The following is a 20,955-nucleotide window of genomic DNA, read 5'->3' on the forward strand; positions in this document are numbered from 1 at the left end:
CATCGGCGTCACCGGGCCTGGCATGTGCGGGTACGACGCATGAGGGGGGTACGACACCGCCACATCCTGGCACGGTCCCACCAGTCCGCCGCGCCTCGGCGGATCACGAATCGGTCAGCGCCCGGCGGAGCGGTTCCAGGGCGAACGGGGCAGGGCGGTGCCGGCCAGCGGCCGGCGGTCGCGGCGACGACGGCGGCGGCCGGGGGTGCACGGCGGCCGGGAGACGGTGTGCACGGGCGCGGGCACGGCGGGCTGCCGGCCGATCAGCCAGCAGAGGAAACGGGCCATCGGTGGGCTCAGCCGACCGGGAGGCGCTCGGCCTCCGACCGGGAGATGTCGTACTGGGCGCCGCAGAAGGTGCACTGCTGCACGTAGCGGGTGCGGATCGGGATGAGCGGCACGAAGAACAGGCTGAACTTCGTCGATCGGCGCGTGATCACCTGCGCGGCCTGGTTGTGGCAGTTGCGGCAGACCTGCTGCACCACGCCGGACTGGCTGACCTTGGTGCGGAGCCCGAAGATGAAGAACATCGCCCCCCAGTACCCACGAGTCGCCCGACTATCACCTGCGACTTTCGACGGCCCGGGGCGCGCTCCGGCTGGAGCGCGCCCCGGGGGCGTGCGTCAGCTCGTCGCCTTCGCGGGCTCGGGTTCCAGGCCCGGCACCTCAGCGGGGAGCCAGATCGGCTGCCAGTCCTTCATCTCGTGGAACCGGCGCAGCTCGAACAGCGACGAGACCGACCCGGCCCACGCCCCGTACGGCGGGTTCTGCTCGTCGAAGCCGGACTGCACGAAGGTCAGCTTCGTCTTCCCCTGCGACTCGGCCAGCTCCCAGGTGCTGACGCCGGTCGGCCCCCAGTCCACCGACAGCTTCCGGCCCGGCTCCAGGTCGACGACCTTGGCCGCGTAGCCGTGCTCGAAGCCGCCCATGGCGTAGCGGCCGCCGACCCAGGGCTCGATGCCGATCGGGTAGCCGAACCAGGCGCTGGCCTGCTCGGAGTCGGTCAGCGACTCGAACACCTTCGCCGCTGGCGCGTCGATCAGCAGCTCGCCGCGCATCTCGGCGGAGGCGAAGTCGACCTTCGGCAGCAGCGACTGCCCCGCCAGGTGGGCGGCCAGGTTGGCGAGCGACAGGCTCCAGAACGTCTGGAGCACGCCCCGGATGGTGCTGCCGCTCATCGCCTCGGCGAAGTCGAAGTGGCTCTGGGTCAGCGTCAGCATCGTCGTCCCGGGGCCCTCCGCGCGCAGGGCGAACTCGGTGGTGGTCTCCACCCCGTCGAGCAGCCACGCGAAGCGCAGCGTGTCGTCGTCGACGTGTAGCAGCCGCTGGTGCGGCGCGTCGCCCTCCGGGGTGTGGCGGCCCCAGAACTCGTACCGTCGCGGCAGCTCGACCTCGGCGTGCTCGGCGAGCCAGACGCGCAGCTCGGCCGGGTCGGTCAGGGCGCGGCGGACGGCCTCGGCCGGCGCGGCGAGACGGACGGGCAGCCTCATCGGTTCAGTCACGTTCTTTCCCCTTCGGATAGCAGGCCACGGCGAGCTTGAAGGCGTCGCCCTCGGCGCCCCCGTAGCGGGTGAACAGGTCCTGCAGAGTGCTCTGCAGGTCGTGCAGGAACTGCTGGCGGAGCTCCGCCGGCACCCGGATCTCGCCGGCGACCCCGACCGAGGGGAGCTCGGGGGCGGCACGGTCGAGCCCGGCGATGTCCTCCTGGACCTCCTCCATCAGGTCCAGCAGGTAGCCGAGGCTCAGCTCGTCGCGGGCCCGGCGCAGGCCGATCCGGCCGACCAGCCGGGGGGACAGCCAGTAGGACCGGGCGGCGGCCTGGTAGATGCCCTCGGTGATGCCCCGGACCTTGCGTTCGTTGACCAGCTCGACCAGCCCGGCGGCGACGAGCTGCTTGACGTGGTAGTAGACGCGCTGCGGCGTCTGCTCCAGCCGGGTGGCGACCTCGGTGCAGGTGCGCGGCTCGGCCAGTTGTCGCAGCACCTCGACGCGGTGCGGCTTGAGCAGGACCTCGGCCTGCTCGATCTGTTCCAGGTACAGGACGTCTCTCATGGCAAAATCAGTTTGTACGTACAAAATTTGTTTGTCAATAGCTTCGGCGACAGCCGCGCCGGCGGACGGCGCGGCTGTCGGACGCGGTCAGGGCAGCCAGTCGGGGCGCAGCGGGTAGCCGCTCGCCCCCTCCGGACCGAGGCGGGTGGCGAGCACCTGGTGCAGCTGGATGCCGTTGCGCTCGAACGCCAGCCGGGACCCGGCCATGTAGAGGCCCCATACCCGCGCCGTGCCGGCCCCCACCTCGGCGACGCAGGAGTCCCAGTGCGCCGCGAGGTTGCGGCACCAGCCGGCCAGCGTCAACGCGTAGTGCAGCCGCAGGTTCTCCTCGTGCTGCACCTCCAACCCGACGTCGTGGATCTCGCTGACCAGGCGCCCCGGGCCGGCCAGCTCCCCGTCGGGGAAGACGTAGCGGTCGATGAACGCGCCCGACCGGTGCGGCGCGCGGTTGTCGGCCCGCGTGATGCAGTGGTTGAGCAGCCGCCCGTCCGGCCGCAGCCGGTCCCGCAGGGCCCCGAAGTAGGCCGGGTAGTGGCGCACCCCGACATGCTCGGTCAGGCCGATCGAGGAGACCGCGTCGAACTGCTCGCGCGGCGCGTCCCGGTAGTCGAGGTGGCGCACCTCGGCCAGGCCGGTCAGCCCCTCCCGCTCGATCGCCGCCCGGGCCCACTCGGCCTGCGCCCGGGACAGGGTCACCCCGAGCGCCTTCACGCCGTACTCGCGGGCCGCGTGCCGGACCATGCCGCCCCACCCGCAGCCCACGTCGAGCAGCCGCATCCCGGCCTTCAGCGCCAGCTTCTGCGCCACCAGGTCGTACTTGGCCGCCTGCGCCTGCTCCAGCGTGTCGTCGGGCGAGCGGAAGAGCGCGCAGGTGTACGTCATCGACGGGCCGAGCACCTTCTCGTAGAAGGCGTTCGAGACGTCGTAGTGGTGGGAGATCGCGGTGCTGTCCCGGGTGCGGGAGTGCCGCAGCCCGTTCACCACACGCTTCCAGCGCGGCAGCGCCTCCTGCGGCGGGGGCGGCGGCGGCATCAGCCGCTCCCAGCCCAGCCCGCGCACCAGGGCCAGCCCCTCGGCAAGCGACGGTGTACGCAGCCGCAGCTCGTCCTTGAGCACCCGCAACGCCTCGTACGGGTCGCCCGGGTGCACCCCCTGCAACGCCAGGTCGCCGCCGACGTACGCCCGGGCCATGCCCAGGTCGCCCGGGGCGGTGAGCAGGTACGTCAGGCCCCGCTCGGAACGGATCGACAGGGTGATGCCGGCATCGGCCGGGCCGACCGCGCTGCCGTCGTACCCGGTGACCCGCACCGGCAGGGCGCCGGTCGTCAACGCGCGGACGACGTCCGCCACGGTCGGACCCAGGCGCCGGCTCCCCGCCGGCGGGCTGGCGGGAGCGCTCGCCGCCCCCTGGTCTCGATCGGTCAGGCTCATGCTCTCGCTACCGCCTTCTCGTACAGTCCGGTGAGCCGGTGGTCCGGGTCGTAACGGTCCTTCACCGCGCGCCACGTCGCGCCGCCGTAGAGCCGGTCGAAGGATTCCCGGTCGTAGTACGCGTCGGAGTAGAGCGACTTGTGGCCCCCCGACTCCGACACCATGCGCTCGATCGCCCGGTTGACGTCGCCGTCGGCGGCCCCCGACGCGATCGGCACGCTGCCCCAGAAGCCGACGTTCACGTAGTTCTGCCCGGCCCGGAGCGGATAGAGCGGCCAGGCCCGGGCCGATCCGGGACCGGACGGCTCACGCAGCCGCAACGGGCACAGCCAGACCGGGGTCATCCCGACGGTGCCGGCGAACCAGCGCAGGAACCCGGCCATCCGCTCCAGCGGGATCTCCACGTCCTGCACCACCCGCTCGCGCGCCGGCTGGCCCCGCAGGCGGTCGATCCGGGCGGCCACGCCGTGCCGGTGCTCCCACCGGACCAACCGGTGGTAGACGTCGCTGCGCCGCCACCGCGCCGGCCAGACCCGCCGGAGCACCGGGTGCTGCACCCCGAACGCCGCCGAACACCAGAACCAGTCGGTGTCCCAGCGCCAGAGATAGTCGTACGTGGTCAGTGCGTCGTGCGTGCGCCGGCGCAGCGAGCGGTAGTAGATGTCCTGTCCCGTGTAGTCGCTGGCCGGCGGCGCGTCGTCGGTGAAGGCGCCCAGCACCAGGTACGCCTCGCCGGGGCTGAACATCACCCCGTCCATCGCGTCCACCGCCTCCCCCGCCCAGGACCGGGTCGCGGCGACCTCGGCGATCGCGTCGGCGAGCGCCTCCAGCCGGGTGAACCGGACGTTGCGCAGGGCCACGAAGCGGCGTACCGCCTGGAGTTCGATGCGCAGCCGGGTGGCGTAGCCGAGGCTGCCCAGCGAATTGGGAAACGCCGCGAAGAGGTCGGCGTGCTCCCCCTCCGGGCGGGCGGTCACGATCTCGCCGGCCCCGGTGAGCACGTCCATCTCGACCACCGACTCGTGCGGCAGGCCATTGCGGAACGAGGTCGACTCGATGCCGAGACCGGTCACCGCCCCGCCGAGGGTGATGGTGCGCAACTGCGGCACGACCAGCGGCATCAGCCCGTGCGGCAGGGTCGCGTCGACCAGGTCCTCGTAGGTGCACATGCCCTGCACGTCGGCCGTGCGGGCGACCGGGTCCACGGCGAGCACGCCCGTGAGCCCGGTGACGTCCAGGCCCGGCGCGCTGGGGGCGGACCGGGGACGGAACAGGTTGGAGGTGCGCTTGGCCAGCCGCACCGGCGCGCCCGCGGGCACCGCCGCGTAGGACCGTCGCAACTGGGCCACCGCACCGTCGTGGTCGACCGGATGATGATCCACACGGACCGCACACATGCGATCACTGTACGCGCTGTGGCCCTCGTGACGGGGGACGTCCACTGGTGCGTCCGCGACGTGGTCGGAGCACTGGCCGCCGCCGGGCCGGCGACATAGCGTGGGAACCATGCCGAGAGCCGTCTGGAACGACCTGGTCGTGGCCGAGAGCGACGACACCGTGCTGGTCGAGGGAAACCACTACTTCCCGCGCGCCGCCCTGCGCGACGACCTGCTCCGCGAGTCCGACACGCACACCGTCTGCCCGTGGAAGGGCACCGCGTCCTACTACACGCTGGAACACGACGGCCGGACCAGCGCCGACGCGGTCTGGTACTACCCCGAACCGAAGCCGGAGGCGGAGATGGTCCGCGACCGGGTCGCCTTCTGGAAGGACGTCCGGGTCGTCGACTGACGGGGGCCGCCGGCCCACTCCGCTCGCCCGGGTCGGCGCAGTTCCCGACCTGCTTCCAGCGGCGGTTCAGCCGGCGCGGAGCATGCGCAGTTGGGCCAGGTGCTTCGGCAGGTGGACGCGGGCGTGCAGGTCGAGGGTGCGGCCCCAGGGCAGCGACTCGTCTACGACGAGGTCGAACCCCTCCCGCAGGTGGGTCTCGACCGGGGTCTGCGCCGCCGCGCCGAGCCGCTCGGTCAGCGCGCAGAGCTTCTGGCTGGTGGCCCGCAGCAGGGTGGCCAGCCCGGCCAGCCCGCCGCACTCGACGACCAGCGCGTCCACCTGCGGGCGGTGGATGGTCTCCAGGTCGTAGTACGCGAACGGCGAGCCCGCGATGACCGCCTCGGTCGCCTCGGTCATCAGCTCGTCGTTGGCGGCGAGGTGCGCGACGATCTGCTCGGCGCTCAACTGCCCGGCCGGCGGCGCCGCGAACCCACCCGCCTCGACCTCCGCGAGCACCTCCGCGTACGCCCCCCGCAACGCCCCGCTGTCCATGTCCCCAGTCAATCCCGGCCCACGCTGTCCGGCCCGGAGTTCCCGCGGACGGTTCACCCGGAAGGGGCCCGTCGAATCCGCCAGGTCAGCGACGGCGGGGTTGCCGGGTGCGGAGGTAGTCGGAGACCACGTACTCGCCGAGATCCTCCAGGTCGGGAGTGAACATGCGGCCCTTCGAGCGGCGGGCCACGGCGTCGACGAAGCGGCGCAGGCCGGGATCATCGCCGAGCATGAACAGGTTGAGCGTGGCGCCGTAGCGGGTGAGCCGGTCCACCTCGCCCACGGTCGCCGCGATCGTCTCCGGCAGCGGCGGCCAGTGGAACAGCGCCTCCCCGTCGTCCGGGTCCAGGTGGGCGGTCGGCTCCCCGTCGGTGACCACCAGCACCACCGGCTCGGCGTCCGGGTGCCGCCGCAGGTGCCGGGCGGCCAGCCGCAGCGCGTGCTGGAGGTTCGTGCCCTGCCGCAGGTCCGGCTCGACGGCGGCCAGTTCCTGCTGGGTCAGCGGCAGCGCCTCCAGGCCGAAGCCGACGATCTGCAACGCGTCCTGGGGGAACCGGGTGGCCATCAGGTGCGCCAGCGCCAGCGCCGTCTGCTTCATCGGGCCCCACCGGCCCTGGGAGATCATCGAGTAGGAGAGGTCGACGCAGAGCACCACCGCCGCCGAGGCCCGCCGCTCGGTCTCCACCACCTCGAAGTCCTCGACGGCCAGCTGGACCGGCACACCGGAGCCGGCGCGGCGGACCGCCCGGGTCAGCGTCCGCACCACGTCCAGGGGCTGCTCGTCGCCGTACTCCCACGGCCTCGATCCGCCGCTGACCTCGCCGGCGGCGCCCGCCGAGCGCAGGTCGTGCTGGCCGCGCGGCCCGGCCGTCAGGTCCGCGAAGACCCGCCGCAGCGCCGTGCCGCCGAGCCGGCGCAGCGCCTTCGGGCTCAGGGTCAGCCCGTCGGCGTCCCGGCTCACCCAACCCTGCCGGCGCAGCTCCCGCTCCAGCTCCCGCAGCCGGCGTACGTCGTCGGCGGCGTCGCGGCCCAGCGTCCGGGCCACCGCGTCGACGTCGACGTCGTCCAGGGTGGCGCCCGCATGCTCCTGGTCGAGCTGGTCCAGCAGCTCGTCCAACTCGGCGATCTCGCCGAGCGCGCCGGCGGCCTCGCCGTAGCCGAGGGGCCGCTCGCCCCGCACCCGCTCGCCCGGGCCCCGGTGCAGGTCGGGGCGGAGCGCCCGGAGGTTGGCGTCCAGCGCGGACAGCTCCCCGGCGAGCCGGTCGCCGAGCGACTGCCGCATCAGGCCGGCCAGCTCCTCGCGCTGGCGGTCGGAGAGCGAGCGCATCAGCCGCTCACCGGCGGCGGAGCGCCGGGCCAGCACGTCGACCAGTTCGTCGACGTCGGCCGGCTGCTCGGGGAAGAACGCGCCGTGCCGGCGCATGAACTCGGCGAAGGCGTCGGTGGTGTCCTCCGACCGGGCGTGCCGGGCCAGCAGGTCGTTGAGGTCGCGCATCATCTCGGCCAGCCGCTGCTGCGCGGCCGGGTCCGCCGAGGCGCGCACCGCGTCGCGCAGCCCGGCGAAGCGCTGACCGAGCACGTCGTCGCGCAGCCCGTCGAGGATCCGCTGGTACGTCCGGCGGGCCTCGTCGCTGCTCCACCGGTACCCGGTCAGCTCCTCCACGGCGCGGGCCGTCGAGCGGGGCAGGTTGTCCAGCACCGCCTCGGCGAACCGCGCGTCGTCGCCGTCGCGCCCGCGCAGCTCGTCCCGCTCGGCGGCGAGCGCCTGGTCGAGCAGGGCGCGGGCCCGGGTGACCGCCCCGTCCAGGTCGCCCCGGCGCAACGCCTCCCGGCGCAGCCGCCTGGCCCGGGCGGCGAGGTCGTCGAGGCCGCCGCGCCCCTGGGGCCCCTGCCGCAGCAGGTCCCGCAGCGCCTCCCGGAGGCTGCCGCCGGCCAGCACCTCGGCGCCGACGGCGTCCACCGCCCCCCGCACGTCGTACGGAGGCGCGAGCGGGTCGGGGCCGCCCCGCCACTGCCCGTACCGGAACCGGTCGCCGGCCATGCTCAGGCCCGGCCGCCGTAGCGGGTCCGGCCGGAGTCGGTGACGTCCTTGCCGAGCCGGCGGGTCAGGTGCAGCCCTTCCAGGACGAACTCCACGCCGGCCGCGACCTGCTCCGGGGTGGGCGCGTCGCCCAACCCGAGCCGGTCCAGCGCCTTGGCCAGGCCGGGCACGGTGCCCACCTGGCGCAGCAGCTCGGCGGAGCCGACCAGCTCGCCGGTCTCGATGACGGCGTCCTCGTCGACGAGGGCGGTGAACCCGGAGAGGTCCAGCCCCGCCAGCCGGGCCCGGAACGTCTCGGCGGTCGCGGTCCGCAGCAGGTGGCCGAGGATCTCGACCTCCCGGCCCTCCTCGCCGCTCTCGAACTCGACCTTGCCGCGCAGGGTGCTGGTCACCGACACCGCGTCCCCCACCCGCGCGACCGCCGCCTCCGGGCGTACCCCGTCAGCCGGCTCCGTGGCCGCCAGCAGGCCGGCGCGGCGCAGCGCGGTGGCGGCGACCGTCTCGGCGGCGGCGATGGCGAACCGGGCGGAGACTCCCGAACGCGGGTCCACCGACGGCGACTCGCGCACCGCGCGGGCGAACCGCGCCAGGACCTCCAGCACGTGCTCCGGCACCTCGGCGACCAGGTCGGCCTCCTGCCGGATCAGGGCCAGCTCCAGGTCGAGGTCGACCGGGTAGTGGGTACGCACCTCGGCGCCGAAGCGGTCCTTCAGCGGGGTGATGATCCGGCCCCGGTTGGTGTAGTCCTCCGGGTTGGCGCTGGCCACCAGGAACAGGTCCAGCGGCAGCCGCAGCTGGTAGCCGCGGACCTGGATGTCCCGCTCCTCCAGCACGTTGAGCAGCGCCACCTGGATCCGTTCGGCCAGGTCGGGCAGCTCGTTGACGGCGAAGATGCCCCGGTTGGTACGCGGGACGAGGCCGAAGTGGATCGTCTCCGGGTCGCCGAGGGTGCGCCCCTGGGCGATCCGGATCGGGTCGACGTCGCCGATCAGGTCGCCGACGCTGGTGTCCGGGGTGGCCAGCTTCTCGCCGTAGCGCATCGAGCGGTGCAGCCACGCCACCGGCAGGTCGTCGCCGGCCTCGGCGACCAGCGCCCGCGAGCCGGGGGTGAGCGGGTGCAGCGGGTGCTCGTTGAGCACCGAGCCGGCGATCACCGGGGTCCACTCGTCGAGCAGGCCGACGAGCGAGCGGATGAGCCGGGTCTTGCCCTGGCCCCGCTCGCCCAGCAGCACCATGTCGTGCCCGGCGAGCAGGGCGCGCTCGACCTCGGGCAGCACCGTGTCGTCGTAGCCGACGATGCCGGGGAAGCGGTCGGCGCCGGAGCGCATCCGGGCCAGGAGGTTGTCGCGGAGTTCCTGCTTGACCGTGCGGTACGCGTGGCCGGCCGCCCGCAGCTCGCCGAGCGTGCCGGGCAGGTCGGCCGGAGGTGCCGGGGTAACCGGGGAAGGCGCAGTCACCCGACCAACGCTAGCTCACGGGAGCGGGGGCGCCCGGTCCGTCGACCGGGCACCCCCGCCGGGGGTACGCCTCAGCCCTGTCCGCAGCTCCGGCAGGTGCCCCGGCGGCGCAGGTGGTACGCGTACGTGGCGGCGCCGAGCGCGACGCCCCAGACCGGCCAGAGCAGCATCGGCGCGGTGGCCAGGCTGAGCCCGGCGGAGAAGTCCCAGAAGGCGGGGGTGGCGAGCAGGCCGAGGCTCGCCGCGGTGACCGCCACCGCGACCAGCGTCGCCGGGACGACGGCCAGCCCGACCGGCACCGGCCGCCCGGCCAGGCCCACCATCCAGCGCGGGAACCGTTCCCCCCACCGCTGCACCAGCCCGAGGGTGAGGACGGCGCCCACCAGGGCGAAGCCGCCCAGCCCGGCGCCCGCCCAGACCAGCCCGGAGTCGCGCATCTCGTCGAGGAACGACCGCTCGATGCCCAGCGGGACGCCGACCGCCCAGGCGAGCCGGGTGAGGGCGTACAGGGCGGGAACGGTGGCCGCGGTCCAGGCCGCCACGCGCCCCCAGCGGGCGGCCGAGTCGGGCGAGGTCCAACCGTGGTCGGCGCCGTCGCGCCCGCACGTCGGGCAGGCGCCCGCGGTACGCCGCTGCCAGCGCAGCACCGCCCCGGCCAGCAGCACCCCGCCGACCATGGCCGCGCACCGCGCGAACAGCGCCCAGGTGAACACGTCGGCGTAGTCCACCGGCGGCCAGCCGAACGGCGCGCCGACGATCAGGATCGGGAGGTAGCCGAGGATGACCAGCACCTTCACGTCCGGCACGACGACGGCGAGCAGGAACGCGACAGTCCAGGCGTACGCCGACAGCAGGGTGTTCAGCGGTCGGGCCCGGCGGCGGGCCGGGCCGGTCATGGCGAGCGCGGCCACCGCGGCGCCGAGCAGCAGCACGGCGAACAGCGGTGCGCCGACGTCGATGGGGACCAGCCGGAGCAGGTTGGCCTCGCCGTCGACCGGATCGTTCGCCCCGAACGGGTAGCCGGCACCGGTGACGGCGGAGACCAGGGCGAGCAGCCCCCAGAGGCCGAGCCAGCCGGCGGCCAGCGGGGCGAGCCGGTCCAGCCGGCCCGGGGCCGGGCGATGGGTGGGAACTTCGGTCGTCGTCATGCTTCCCAGCCTCGGCCGGCGGGCCTCTCCCGCCCTCCCGTGCGGCGGTGAACCGGCTCCCCCTCGGGAGGGAACGCTCAGCCCGACGGGGTGACGAACCCCGACTCGTACGCCGCGATCACCGCCTGGGTGCGGTCGCGGACGCCGAGCTTGGCCAGCACGTTGCCGACGTGGGTCTTCACCGTCTCCACCCCGACCACCAGGTGCGCGGCGATCTCCGGGTTGGACAGCCCGGTGGTCATCAGCCGCAGCACCTCGGCCTCCCGGTCGGTGAGCCGGGCGGCCGCCAGCCGGTCGGCGCCCCGCCCCCCGTACGCCCCGGCGAGGCGGCGGATGGCGGCGGGGAAGAGCAGCGACTCGCCCCGCGCGACCACCCGGACCGCCTCCACCACCTCGGCGGGCCGGGCCCGCTTGAGCAGGAACCCGCTCGCTCCGGCGCGGAGCGCGTCGTAGACGTACTCGTCGTTGGCGAAGGTGGTGACCACCAGCACCCGGGGCGGGTCGGCGGAGGTGGCGAGCAGCCGCCGGGTGGCCTGGATGCCGTCGATGCCGGGCATCCGCACGTCCATCAGCACCACCCGGGGGCGCAGCCGGGCGACCAGCGGCGGCACCTCCGCGCCGTCGGCGGCCTCGCCGAGCACCCGCAGGTCGGGCTGGGCGTCGAGGATGGCCCGCAGCCCGACCCGGATCAGCTCGTCGTCGTCGACGATCAGCACGCCGGTGGTCGTCGCGGTTCCGGTCGTCATGGGGTCCCCTCGAACGGCAGTCGCACCCGGATGCGCCAGCGGTCGCCGTCCGGCCCGACGGTCAGCCGGCCGCCGAGCAGCAGCACCCGCTCCCGCATCCCGTCCAGGCCCCGGCCGCCCCGCCCCGGGTCGCCGCGGCGGCGCCGGCCCACCGCGTTGTCCAGCTCCAGCTCCAGCGCGTCGGCGTGCACGTCGAGGCGCAGCGTGACCGGTCCCCGACCGTGCCGGGCCGCGTTGGTCAGCCCCTCCTGGACGATCCGGTAGCCCTCCCGGGAGACCGCCGCCGGCAGGTCGGCCGGGTCGCCGGTACGCCGGGCCTCGACCGGCAGGCCGGCCGCGCGGGTGTCGGCCACCAGCCGGTCCAGGTCGGCGAGCGTACGCTGCGGCGCCGGCGCGGCCCGCCGGCCGTCGGGCTCGCGGAGCAGCCCCAGCACGTGGTCCAGGTCGTCCATGGCGGTCCGCCCGGCCTCCTCGATCGCGCCCAGCGCGCGCCGGACGAACTCCGGGTCCCGGTCGAGCAGCTCGCGGGCGGCCCCTGCCTGGAGGGTGGCGACGGTGAGGGCGTGGCCCACCGAGTCGTGCAGTTCCCGGGCCAGCCGGTTGCGTTCGGCGAGCCGGGCCGTGCGCGCCTCCAGGGCCGCGATCCGTTCCGCCTGGGCCGGGCCGAGCAGCACCGGGGCCATCGACACCGCCAGCGCGCCCAGCCCGGCCACGGCGTAGCCGAGCGCCACCAGCACGACGACGCCGGCGAGGGTCAGCCAGCCGGTGTCCCGCCCGTCGAGCGGCCCGAACCGGTCGCCGCCGGTCACGCCGGTGTCGAGCCCGAACTGCTGCCCGATGAAGGCGAGCGCCATCGGCACGGCGCTGAACAGGGCGGCCACCACCAGCCCGCCGCTGACCAGGTGCAGCCCGATCCAGAGCGCCGAGCGCAGCCGGGTCTCCCGGTCTGCGACGTGCCCGGGGGCCGGGTCCGGCAGGTCGACGCCGAGCAGGGTCCGCGCGGCGGCGATCTCCAGTGCCCGGGGGCCGTCGAGGAAGACCGGGACCGCCGCGATGACCGCCGCGACGCCGAGCAGCGCCAGCACCAGCGGCCGGGGGATGTCCGACCGGGTCAGCAGCTGGGCGAAGGCCACCGCCAGCAGCGCGTACGGCAGCGCGAGCACCCCGCCGAGCAGCAGGAACACGCCGCGCCGCCAGGTGCTGCCGGCCGTCAGCGGGGCGAGGACCGTGCGGGGCTTCACCCGCCCATTCTGTCCCGGTCGTGCCCCGGGCCGACTCCCCCGCGTCGGGGAGATCGACGTTCCGGTCAGCGGCGGTGTTCGTCGACGTAGCGCTGCGGGTCCTTGTCGGCGAAGGCCAGGTCGCGGCCGTTCTTGTGCTCGCCGTGGAAGGTCAGCCAGCGGCGGCCCAACTCGGCCCGCAGCTCGAGGCTCGCGTGCCGGCGGAAGTCGGGCAGCGCCTCGTCCTCCTCCTCGGCGAGGTGCTCGCTGTTCTCCCGGCGGGCGGTACCCACCGCCGCCCACCACTCGTCGGAGCCCACCGGGTGCAGCTTGGACTCGGCGACGGCGTCGCGGATCTTGTTGTGGTCGCCGATCGCGTCGACGGTCTCGGCCTCGCCGTCGTCGCCGTGGCGCACCAGGTGCGGGTAGAGGATCGCCTCCTCCGCCTCGGCGTGCACGTCCAGGTGCAGGGCGAGCGCGTCCCAGATCGCCAGCAGCTCGTGTTCGTCGCGGGCGTCGTCGAGGCGGGCGAAGCCCCGGCGGAAGGCCGCGTGGTCGTCGAGGATCAGCGCGGTGATGTCGTCCATCGGCTCACCTTCCGGCTCGGGCCCGCAGCAGGCGGGGCGCCGCCGCCAGGCCGGTGATCGGGCGGAACTCCTTCGCCGCGCGGGCCAACGCGGCGTGTTCGTCGTCGGCCAGGTCGATGTCGGCGGCAGCCGCGTTGCGTTCGACCTGTTCCACGCCGGAGGCGCCGGGGATGGCCAGCACGTTCGGGTGGCGCAGCAGGTAGGCGAGGGCGATCTGGCTGGGCGTGGCGTCGTGCGCGTCGGCCACCTGCCGCAGGGTCTCGATCAGCGTCGCGCCGCGCTCCAGGTTCTCCGGTAGGAAGTACGGGTTGGCCCGGCGCACCGCCCCGCTCGGCGGGTTCTTCGCGTCGTACCGGCCGGAGAGGAAGCCCTGGGCCAGCGGGCTGTACGCGATGACGACGCGGCCGGCCTGCTTCGCGTACGGCAGCAGGTCGTGCTCGGGCCCGCGGTCGACCATGCTGTAGCGGACCTGGTTGCTGAGCACGCGCCGGCCGAGCGCCGCCTCGGCGACCTGCCAGCGGCGCAGGCCGTAGTTGCTGACGCCGACCTCGCCGACCAGCCCGACGTCCTGCAAAGCGCGCATGCCGCGCATGGTGGTGTGGTCGGCGACCAGCGGGTTGGCCTGGTGCACCTGGTAGAGGTCGAGGTGGGTGACGCCGAGCCGGGCGGCCGAGGCGACCGCCCGCTGCTGCACCACCGGGGCGACCGGCAGGAGCGGGAAGATCTTCGTGGCGATCACGACCTTCGGCCGGTCGTCGCCGAGCGCCTCGCCGAGGATCCGCTCGCTGCGGCCGAAGCCGTACAGCTCGGCGGTGTCGAAGACGGTGATGCCGAGGTCGACGGCGCGCCGGACGATGTCGGCGGCCCGGCGCTCGTACTCGGGGCCGTAGCCCCACTCCCGGGACCCGAACTGCCAGGTGCCGAGGCCGATCTTGGACAGGGGCTTGGGGGTGTCGAGCGGGACGAAACGCATGGTCCCGAAACTACCCCGCAGTCCGTTGTCGCAGGCCCGTTCGCCGCGCACGCCCGCCACCGGCGGGGATAGGGTCGGTGACCGTGACCTACCTCGCCGCGGATGAGCGCTACGACCAGATGACCTACCGGCGCAGCGGGCGCAGCGGACTGCGGCTGCCCGCCATCTCGCTCGGGCTGTGGCACAACTTCGGCCCGGACCGGCCGTACGAGCGGCAGCGCGACGTCGTCCGCCGCGCCTTCGACCTGGGCGTGACCCACTTCGACCTGGCCAACAACTACGGACCGCCACCGGGCAGCGCCGAGGAGAACTTCGGCCGGATGCTCGCCACCGACCTGCGGCCGTACCGGGACGAACTCGTCGTCTCCACGAAGGCCGGCTACCTGATGTGGCCCGGCCCGTACGGCGAGTGGGGCTCCCGCAAGTACCTGGTCTCCTCGCTGGACCAGTCGCTGCGCCGCCTCGGGCTGGACCACGTCGACATCTTCTACTCGCACCGCTTCGACCCGGGCACCCCGCTGGAGGAGACAATGGGCGCCCTGGACGCCGTCGTCCGGGCCGGCAAGGCGCTCTACGTCGGCGTCTCCAACTACGACTCCGCGCAGACCGAGCGGGCCGCCGCGATCCTGCGTGACCTGGGTACGCCGCTGCTGATCAACCAGCCGTCGTACTCGATGCTCAACCGCTGGACGGAGGACGACGGCCTGCTGGACACGCTGGAGCGCGTCGGCGCGGGCTGCATCGCCTACAGCCCGCTCGCCCAGGGCCTGCTCACCGACCGCTACCTGGGCGGCATCCCGGCGGACTCCCGGGTGCGCACCAGCGTCTTCCTCAGCGAGAGCGACCTCGGCGAGGAGAAGATGGCCACCATCCGGGCGCTCGGCGCGATCGCCGAGCGGCGCGGCCAGTCGCTGGCCCAGCTCGCGCTCGCCTGGGCGCTGCGCGACCCGCGGATGACCAGCGTGATCATCGGGGCGAGCAGCGTGCCGCAGCTGGAGGCGAACGTCGCCGCCCTGGACGACCTGGACCTCGGCGCCGAGGAGCTGGCCGAGATCGAGCGCCACCTCGGCTGAGGCGCGGCGTCCCTCAGTAGATGTCGGCGTACGGCGACGCCCGGGAGAACGCCCTGAGCACGTCGAGGTCGTAGCCCTCCTCGAAGTTCGTCAGCTCCGTCAGCAGGTCCTCCGGCTCGTACCGGTACCGGCCGGCCCAGGCCTCGAACGACTCGACCTGTGCCGGGTCGGCGGCGCTGAAGCAGCGGTAGCCGCGCGGCGAGTTCCGGATCACCTCGTCGACCGCCGGGGCGAACCGGATGTCGATGTTCCACCGGATGCGGTCCGACACGTTGGGCGTCGAGCGGTGCAGCGTGGTGTCCGTGAAGATCACCACGTCGCCGGGCTCCATCCGGGCGGTGCTGACCGGGCCGTCCCCGACGGCCTCGTCCGACGTGCCGTACTCGCCGTTGGGCAGGCGGTCGCGGGAGATCCAGCCCCGGGTGTGCGAGCCGGTGACGAACTGGAGGCAGGCGGTGTCCTCGTCGACGGGCACCAGCGGGATCCACACCGACAGCAGCGGCCCGACCGAGGCGTCCCAACCCTTGTAGTAGTAGGCGTCCTGGTGCCAGGCGACCTGCTGGGTGCGGCCGTGGGGATCGCGCGGCCGGGCGTTCCACACGCCGTGCGCGTAGACCTCGTCACCGAGCAGGCTGCGCACCGGGCCGAGCAGCTCGGGGGTGCGCCACAGGTCGTACACCGGCCGTCCCACCAGGATCCGCCGCCAGGCGGCCGGTACGCGGACCTGGCTGGACTCGATCAGGCGCAGGTAGCGCTGGTCGTACGGCAGGTCGGCGAAGGTCTCGGTGATCATCCCGCGCTGCTGCCACTGCCGGGCGAGGTGGTCGACGACGCGGCTGAACGAGCCGTGCAGCGCGTCCAGCGTCCCGGTCGGGAGCACGCCCCGCAGGATCAGGTGCCCGTCGCGCCGGAACTGGTCCAGTTGCTCGGCTGTCAACGCGTGGGGGTGGTCCACCATCGGCTCCTTCGCTGGCCGCACGGGATCGGGCCCAACCACCGGGCGGGGGAAAGGCCTCCAGTGGGGCGATCGTGACAGAAGGCACGGTGGGCGACAACGCCTCACTTGTGCGACAGGACCCCTATTCCCGAGGGGGACCAGGTCCGGGCCCGAGAAGGACGCCAGCCGACGCCTACCATCCAGGATTGTGATCTCGACCGTGTGGCGGCTGCTCACCCGCCAGATCGATACGAACCTGGCGCAGGACGACGCCGTGCTGCGCGAGGCGTGCACGCAGGCGCGGTACGGCTCCGACGCCGAAGCCGCCCGGAAGGCTCTGGCTGCCACCCGAGGTGACCACGACCGTCGGGCGCGGTACGTCCGCGTCATGGCCGAATCGACCGCCGGTGGGCTGGGATCCCGGGTCGACCCCGCGACCGGCCGGGTCGACACCGCGGCCGCCTGGACCGACCGCTGGGCGGCGCGCACGCCCACCAGTCCGGATGCGCAACTCGTACGTGCCCGGTCCCTGATGGCACGAGCCTGGGAGGTGCGCGGCGGGGACTGGGCCGCCAGCGTCCGTCCGGAACAGTGGGCCGAGTTCAACCGCCTGCTGCAACTGGCCCGGCAGGTGAACGATCTGGCGATGCGGCTCGCACCCGAGGACCCCACGCCGTACGTGAACCTGTTGGACCTGATGATCGGCCAGAGCACGCCACGGGAGGACGTCGAGGAGACGTGGCGTGAGCTGACCCGGCGCGACCCCTGGCATCGGGAGGGGCACATGCTCAAGCTGACCTACCACTGCCGGAAGTGGAGCGGCTCGCACGAGGCGATGTTCGGCTTCGCCCGGTCGGTCGCCGCCGCGGCGCCTGCGGGCTCGCCGCTGCACGTGCTGCCGGTACAGGCCGCCGCCGAGTGGGCGCTGTGGGAGCAGGAGCGCGCATCCCAGGACAGCGCCGCCGGTGAGGTCAGCGAGCGGTGGCGGCAGGACCCGGTCATGCAGTCGGATCTCGACAACGCGCTGTCCCGGTGGTTCCACCAGCCGGCCACCCGGCACGCCGACTGGCTGAACGACGCGAACATCCTGGCGTACGGGCTGGCGCGCACCGGCCGCGACGCCGACGCCGCGCCGGTCTTCGCCTCGATCGGCCGGTACGTGACCGGCGTTCCGTGGGCCTGGTGGGACGGCGTACGCGGAGACACCGCCTTCATGCAGGCCCGCCGCCGCGCCCGCCGCGCCGCCTGACCGGCCGGAGAACGAATCAGCGGCCTGGTCGAATCGCTCTCGACCAGGCCGCTGACCTGTAAAACAAGGGTGGAGCCGAGGGGACTCGAACCCCTGACCCCCACACTGCCAGTGTGGTGCGCTACCAGCTGCGCCACGGCCCCTTGCCTCGTCCCCGTCACCCGGGCACGACAGAACTATACACAGCGACCGCCGCATGGTCATCTCGCGGGGGCCCACCCCGGGCGCGGCTCAGTTGAGCGCCACGTCCGGCGGGAAGTGCGCGACCGCCGCCATCATGCCGCCCTGGCGGCGCAGCACCATCGGCCACAGGTCGTCCGGCCGGTCCACGAAGGCGTCGCCGGGCAGCGCGTCCAGCACGAACCAGGAGCCGTCCTCGATCTCCTGCTCCAACTGCCCCGTGCCCCAGCCGGAGTAGCCGGCGAAGACCCGGATGCCGGTGATGCCCTCCCGCAGCGGCCCCGGGTCGACGGAGAGGTCGAGGGTGCCGACCGCCCCGGAGACCTGGTGGAATCCCCTGAGCCGCTGCACCGGGTGACGCATCCGGGCCAGGCAGATCGCCGAGTCGGGCTGCACGGGGCCGCCCTCGAAGAGCACCGCCGGGTCGCGGGCCAGGTCGCTCCAGTCGCCGAGCACCTCGGCGACCGGCACCTCGGTGGCCCGGTTGAGCACCACGCCGAGGGCGCCGCCGGGCTCGTGCGCCACCAGCAGCACCACCGTACGGTCGAAGTTCGGGTCCTTCAGCGCCGGCGTCGCGACCAGCAGCCGCCCGGTCATCGACCCCGTCGCCCGCCCGCCGATCGCCTGCCCCTCTCCCTGCATGCCGGACACCCGTCAGACCGACCGGACCGGGACGCCCGGGGGCACCGGTGTCATCCGCGCTGTGAACGCCATGCCTGGCACCATAGCTTGCCCCCGGGGCGGTGGCTAAGGTCTGACGTGCGGTAGATCGGCGGACACGAGGGAGGGCCGATGGGTCCCACGGCGGAACTCGCGGTGATCGGCGGTTCGGGGCTGTACGCGTTGCTCGACAACGCGACCGAGCACGTGGTGGAGACGCCCTTCGGGCCGCCGTCCGACGCCGTCACGATCGCCGAGGTCAGCGGCCGGCGGGTGGCGTTCCTGCCCCGCCACGGCCGGGACCACCGCCACCCGCCGCACCTGATCCCCTACCGGGCCAACCTCTGGGCGCTGCGCTCCCTCGGCGTACGCCAGGTGCTCGCCCCCTGCGCCGTGGGCGGCCTGCGGCCGGACCTCGGGCCGGGCACGTTCGTGGTGCCCGACCAGCTGATCGACCGCACCAGCGGACGGACGCAGACCTACTACGACCGGGGCGCGGTGCACGTCTCCTTCGCCGACCCGTACTGCCCCTCGGGCCGGCGTACGCTGCTGGCCGCCGCGGCCGGCCGGGACGTGCCCGCGGTGGACGGCGGGACGGTGGTGGTGGTCGAGGGCCCGCGCTTCTCCACCCGTGCCGAGTCGCGGTGGTACGCCTCGATCGGCGGCACGGTGGTCAACATGACCGGCCACCCGGAGGCGGTGCTGGCCCGCGAGCTGGCCCTCTGCTACTCCTCGATCGCCCTGGTCACCGACCTCGACGCGGGCGTGGAGGGCGGCGGCGCGGTGACGCAGGAGGAGGTGTTCCGGGTCTTCGGGGAGAACACCGACCGGCTGCGGGGCCTGCTGCTGGCGGCCGTCGCCGCGCTGCCGGCCGAGCGGGACTGCGCCTGCGGGCACGCGCTGGACGGCATCACCCTGCCCTTCGCGCTCCCCTGAGGTGAGGAGCGGCGAAAGGCCCGGATAGCCCGAGTCGCCCCGATAGCCTGAGGGCGATGGCTACGGTCCGCGACACCACGTACGACCTGCTCCGTGCCCTCGGCCTGACCACGGTCTTCGGCAACCCCGGCTCCACGGAGGAGCCGTTCCTGCGCGACTTCCCGGACGACTTCCACTACGTGCTCGCCCTGCACGAGGCGTCGGCCGTCGGCATGGCGGACGGCTACGCGCAGGCCACCGGCGGGGCGGCGCACGTCAACCTGCACACCGCCCCCGGCACGGGCAACGGCATGGGCAACCTGGTCACCGCGTGGCACAACCGCACCCCGCTGATCGTCACCGCCGGCCAGCAGACCCGGGAGATGCTGCTGATCGAGCCCCGGCTGGCCAGCCGGCGGGCCACCGAACTGCCCCAGCCGTACGTGAAGTGGAGCCACGAGCCGGTCCGCGCGCAGGACGTCCCGGCGGCGTTGATGCGGGCGTACGCGACGGCGGTGCAGCCGCCCGCCGGGCCGGTCTTCCTCTCGCTGCCCCTCGACGACTGGGCGCAGCCGGCCGACCCGCCACCGCCGGTGCGTACGGTGGCGACCCGGTTCGCGCCCGACCCGCGCCGGCTGCGCGAGTTCGCCGCCGTGCTGGCCGCCAGCCGCGCGCCCGCGCTGGTGCTCGGCGCGGCCGTGGACCGGGCCGACGGCTGGCCCGCCGCCGTGGCGCTGGCGGAGCGGCTCGCCGCGCCGGTCTGGTCGGCGCCCGCGCCGGAGCGGGCCGCCTTCCCCGAGGACCACCCGCACTTCCGGGGGGTGCTCCCGTTCGCGATGGGGCCGCTCTCGGAGGCGCTGGACGGGCACGACACCGTGCTGGTGGTCGGCGCTCCGGTCTTCCGCTACTACCCGCACGTGCCGGGCGACCACCTGCCCGCCGGGGCCCGCCTGCTGCACGTCACCGACGACCCGGACGAGGCGGCCCGCGCGCCGGTGGGCGACAGCCTGCTCGCCGACGCCGGGCTGGCCCTGGCCGCCCTGGTCGACCTGCTCCCGGCGGCGGACCGGCCGGCGCCGCCGGCGCGCCCGGATCCGCCCCCGCCGGTGGACGGGCTGCCGTTGGCCCCGGACGCCCTCTTCGCGGCTCTGGCCCGGCACTGGCCGGCCGACGGGATCCTGGTCCAGGAGTCGCCGTCCAGCCTGCCGGCGCTGCGCCGCCGGCTGCGCGCCACCCGCCCCGGGTCGTACTTCACGATGGCCAGCGGCGGCCTCGGGTACGGCCTGCCGGCGGCGGTCGGCATCGCGCTCGCGCAGCGCGACACCGGCCGGGGACGGCCGGTGGTCGCGGTGATCGGGGACGGCTCGTTCCACTACTCGGTGCAGGCGCTCTGGACCGCCGCGCGGCTGCGCCTGCCGCTGGTCGTGGTGGTGCCGGTCAACCAGCAGTACGCGATCCTGAAGGCCTTCGCCGAATTCAAGGACACCCCGGGGGTGCCCGGGCTGGACCTGCCGGGGCTGGACATCACCGCGATCGCCCGGGGCTACGGCTGCACAGCCAGCGTCGTGGAGACCCCGGAGCAGCTCGGCGACGCCCTGGCCGCCGGCCTGCGCGCCGACGGCCCGACGGTGCTGCCGGTGCCGGTCAGCACCGAGGTGCCCCGGCTCCTGTGAGCCGCCGCCCGGTCGCTCCCGTCAGCGCGTCGCGAGGCGCAGCGGCGCGCCGGTGAGCACGTCGAGGATCGGCCGGTCGCCCAGCGGCGCCTTCAGCGTGGCGGTGACCGGCTCCATCTTCAGCATCGCGTTGCACACGCCGGTGGCGCGGATCACACTGCCGCCCACCACCACGACGTCGTCGCGCTCCTGCACCATCGGGGTGATTCCGGTGTCGCAGGTGCCCACGCCGAGCCGCCAGGTCAGCTCGGTGCCGTTCACGGACTGGACGTCCTGTGCGCCGACCAGGCC

21 protein-coding genes, 1 tRNA gene and 1 pseudogene are annotated in these 20,955 nt (G+C 74.2%); 5 read left to right on the plus strand and 18 right to left on the minus strand.

The window, feature by feature from the left end:
• Positions 1–114 precede the first annotated feature (114 nt).
• The 6 genes from F6X68_RS33555 to F6X68_RS16685 all read right to left on the minus strand — a co-directional run bounded on the left by F6X68_RS33555 (position 115) and on the right by F6X68_RS16685 (position 4,880).
• Positions 115–288 (minus strand): hypothetical protein, encoded by a 174-nt coding sequence (locus F6X68_RS33555; protein ID WP_192581430.1) that lies wholly within the window; start codon positions 286–288, stop codon positions 115–117.
• An 8-nt stretch (positions 289–296) separates the two neighbouring features.
• On the minus strand, positions 297–530 hold the full coding sequence (locus F6X68_RS16665) for a zinc-ribbon domain-containing protein (RefSeq protein WP_132233650.1): 234 nt from the start codon (positions 528–530) through the stop codon (positions 297–299).
• Between the two features lie 93 nt (positions 531–623).
• Complete coding sequence (locus F6X68_RS16670; protein ID WP_151455157.1) at positions 624–1,502, minus strand: SRPBCC family protein; 879 nt, start codon at positions 1,500–1,502, stop codon at positions 624–626.
• Positions 1,495–2,052 carry a helix-turn-helix domain-containing protein gene (locus F6X68_RS16675; protein WP_151455158.1) on the minus strand — a complete coding sequence of 186 codons (558 nt, stop codon included), beginning with the start codon at positions 2,050–2,052 and terminating at the stop codon, positions 1,495–1,497. Before F6X68_RS16675 ends, F6X68_RS16670 begins: the two co-directional genes overlap by 8 nt.
• An 87-nt stretch (positions 2,053–2,139) precedes the next feature.
• A complete protein-coding gene (locus F6X68_RS16680; RefSeq protein WP_151455159.1) occupies positions 2,140–3,483 on the minus strand; it encodes a class I SAM-dependent methyltransferase in 1,344 nt (447 codons plus the stop codon).
• The gene (locus F6X68_RS16685) at positions 3,480–4,880 is read right to left on the minus strand and encodes an FAD-binding oxidoreductase (protein WP_151455160.1); all 1,401 of its coding nucleotides are present in this window, start codon (positions 4,878–4,880) and stop codon (positions 3,480–3,482) included. The genes F6X68_RS16680 and F6X68_RS16685 overlap by 4 nt, the downstream gene beginning before the upstream one ends.
• A gap of 109 nt (positions 4,881–4,989) precedes the next feature.
• Between F6X68_RS16685 and F6X68_RS16690 the strand changes: the two genes are divergently transcribed.
• Positions 4,990–5,274, plus strand: coding sequence for a DUF427 domain-containing protein (locus tag F6X68_RS16690; protein WP_132233640.1), 285 nt, complete (start codon positions 4,990–4,992; stop codon positions 5,272–5,274).
• Between the two features lie 66 nt (positions 5,275–5,340).
• Here the strand turns inward: F6X68_RS16690 and F6X68_RS16695 are convergent, their stop codons facing one another.
• The 8 genes from F6X68_RS16695 to F6X68_RS16730 all read right to left on the minus strand — a co-directional run bounded on the left by F6X68_RS16695 (position 5,341) and on the right by F6X68_RS16730 (position 13,977).
• Positions 5,341–5,805: a hypothetical protein gene (locus tag F6X68_RS16695; RefSeq protein WP_151455161.1), complete on the minus strand. Its 465-nt coding sequence runs from the start codon at positions 5,803–5,805 to the stop codon at positions 5,341–5,343.
• An 85-nt stretch (positions 5,806–5,890) separates the two neighbouring features.
• Positions 5,891–7,846 carry a VWA domain-containing protein gene (locus F6X68_RS16700; RefSeq protein ID WP_151455162.1) on the minus strand — a complete coding sequence of 652 codons (1,956 nt, stop codon included), beginning with the start codon at positions 7,844–7,846 and terminating at the stop codon, positions 5,891–5,893.
• 2 nt (positions 7,847–7,848) lie between these two features.
• A complete protein-coding gene (locus F6X68_RS16705) occupies positions 7,849–9,303 on the minus strand; it encodes a magnesium chelatase (RefSeq protein WP_151455163.1) in 1,455 nt (484 codons plus the stop codon).
• Between the two features lie 71 nt (positions 9,304–9,374).
• Positions 9,375–10,451 (minus strand): hypothetical protein, encoded by a 1,077-nt coding sequence (locus F6X68_RS16710; RefSeq protein ID WP_151455164.1) that lies wholly within the window; start codon positions 10,449–10,451, stop codon positions 9,375–9,377.
• 77 nt (positions 10,452–10,528) lie between these two features.
• A complete protein-coding gene (locus tag F6X68_RS16715; protein WP_151455165.1) occupies positions 10,529–11,197 on the minus strand; it encodes a response regulator transcription factor in 669 nt (222 codons plus the stop codon).
• Complete coding sequence (locus tag F6X68_RS34745) at positions 11,194–12,438, minus strand: sensor histidine kinase (protein ID WP_151455166.1); 1,245 nt, start codon at positions 12,436–12,438, stop codon at positions 11,194–11,196. The genes F6X68_RS16715 and F6X68_RS34745 overlap by 4 nt, the downstream gene beginning before the upstream one ends.
• Positions 12,439–12,503: 65 nt before the next feature.
• Positions 12,504–13,004, minus strand: a complete 501-nt coding sequence (locus F6X68_RS16725) for a hemerythrin domain-containing protein (protein ID WP_151455167.1) — start codon at positions 13,002–13,004, stop codon at positions 12,504–12,506.
• A gap of 4 nt (positions 13,005–13,008) precedes the next feature.
• Positions 13,009–13,977, minus strand: a complete 969-nt coding sequence (locus F6X68_RS16730; protein ID WP_151455168.1) for an aldo/keto reductase — start codon at positions 13,975–13,977, stop codon at positions 13,009–13,011.
• 77 nt (positions 13,978–14,054) lie between these two features.
• Between F6X68_RS16730 and mgrA the strand changes: the two genes are divergently transcribed.
• Positions 14,055–15,050 carry an L-glyceraldehyde 3-phosphate reductase gene (gene mgrA / locus F6X68_RS16735; protein WP_305069291.1) on the plus strand — a complete coding sequence of 332 codons (996 nt, stop codon included), beginning with the start codon at positions 14,055–14,057 and terminating at the stop codon, positions 15,048–15,050.
• A 13-nt stretch (positions 15,051–15,063) separates the two neighbouring features.
• On the opposite strand, the gene F6X68_RS16740 is transcribed toward mgrA, so the two are convergent.
• Positions 15,064–16,005, minus strand: a complete 942-nt coding sequence (locus tag F6X68_RS16740; protein ID WP_192581431.1) for a phytanoyl-CoA dioxygenase family protein — start codon at positions 16,003–16,005, stop codon at positions 15,064–15,066.
• 190 nt (positions 16,006–16,195) lie between these two features.
• On the opposite strand from F6X68_RS16740, the gene F6X68_RS16745 reads away from it, so the two are divergent.
• The gene (locus F6X68_RS16745; RefSeq protein WP_151455170.1) at positions 16,196–17,236 is read left to right on the plus strand and encodes a DUF4034 domain-containing protein; all 1,041 of its coding nucleotides are present in this window, start codon (positions 16,196–16,198) and stop codon (positions 17,234–17,236) included.
• 70 nt (positions 17,237–17,306) lie between these two features.
• Here the strand turns inward: F6X68_RS16745 and F6X68_RS16750 are convergent.
• A tRNA-Ala gene (locus tag F6X68_RS16750) sits at positions 17,307–17,379 on the minus strand.
• An 88-nt stretch (positions 17,380–17,467) separates the two neighbouring features.
• A complete protein-coding gene (locus F6X68_RS16755; RefSeq protein ID WP_151455171.1) occupies positions 17,468–18,058 on the minus strand; it encodes a YqgE/AlgH family protein in 591 nt (196 codons plus the stop codon).
• A 150-nt stretch (positions 18,059–18,208) separates the two neighbouring features.
• Here F6X68_RS16755 and F6X68_RS16760 point away from each other — a divergent pair, with 150 nt between their 5' ends.
• Both F6X68_RS16760 and mdlC read left to right on the plus strand, forming a co-directional pair.
• Complete coding sequence (locus F6X68_RS16760; protein ID WP_151455172.1) at positions 18,209–19,012, plus strand: S-methyl-5'-thioadenosine phosphorylase; 804 nt, start codon at positions 18,209–18,211, stop codon at positions 19,010–19,012.
• 56 nt (positions 19,013–19,068) lie between these two features.
• The gene (mdlC, locus tag F6X68_RS16765; protein WP_151455173.1) at positions 19,069–20,664 is read left to right on the plus strand and encodes a benzoylformate decarboxylase; all 1,596 of its coding nucleotides are present in this window, start codon (positions 19,069–19,071) and stop codon (positions 20,662–20,664) included.
• 21 nt (positions 20,665–20,685) lie between these two features.
• Here the strand turns inward: mdlC and F6X68_RS16770 are convergent.
• Positions 20,686–20,955: pseudogene (locus F6X68_RS16770) on the minus strand (hypothetical protein); the annotation flags it as partial.

It is taken from the genome of Micromonospora sp. AMSO12t (assembly GCF_008806585.1).
Lineage (GTDB): Bacteria > Actinomycetota > Actinomycetes > Mycobacteriales > Micromonosporaceae > Micromonospora > Micromonospora reichwaldensis.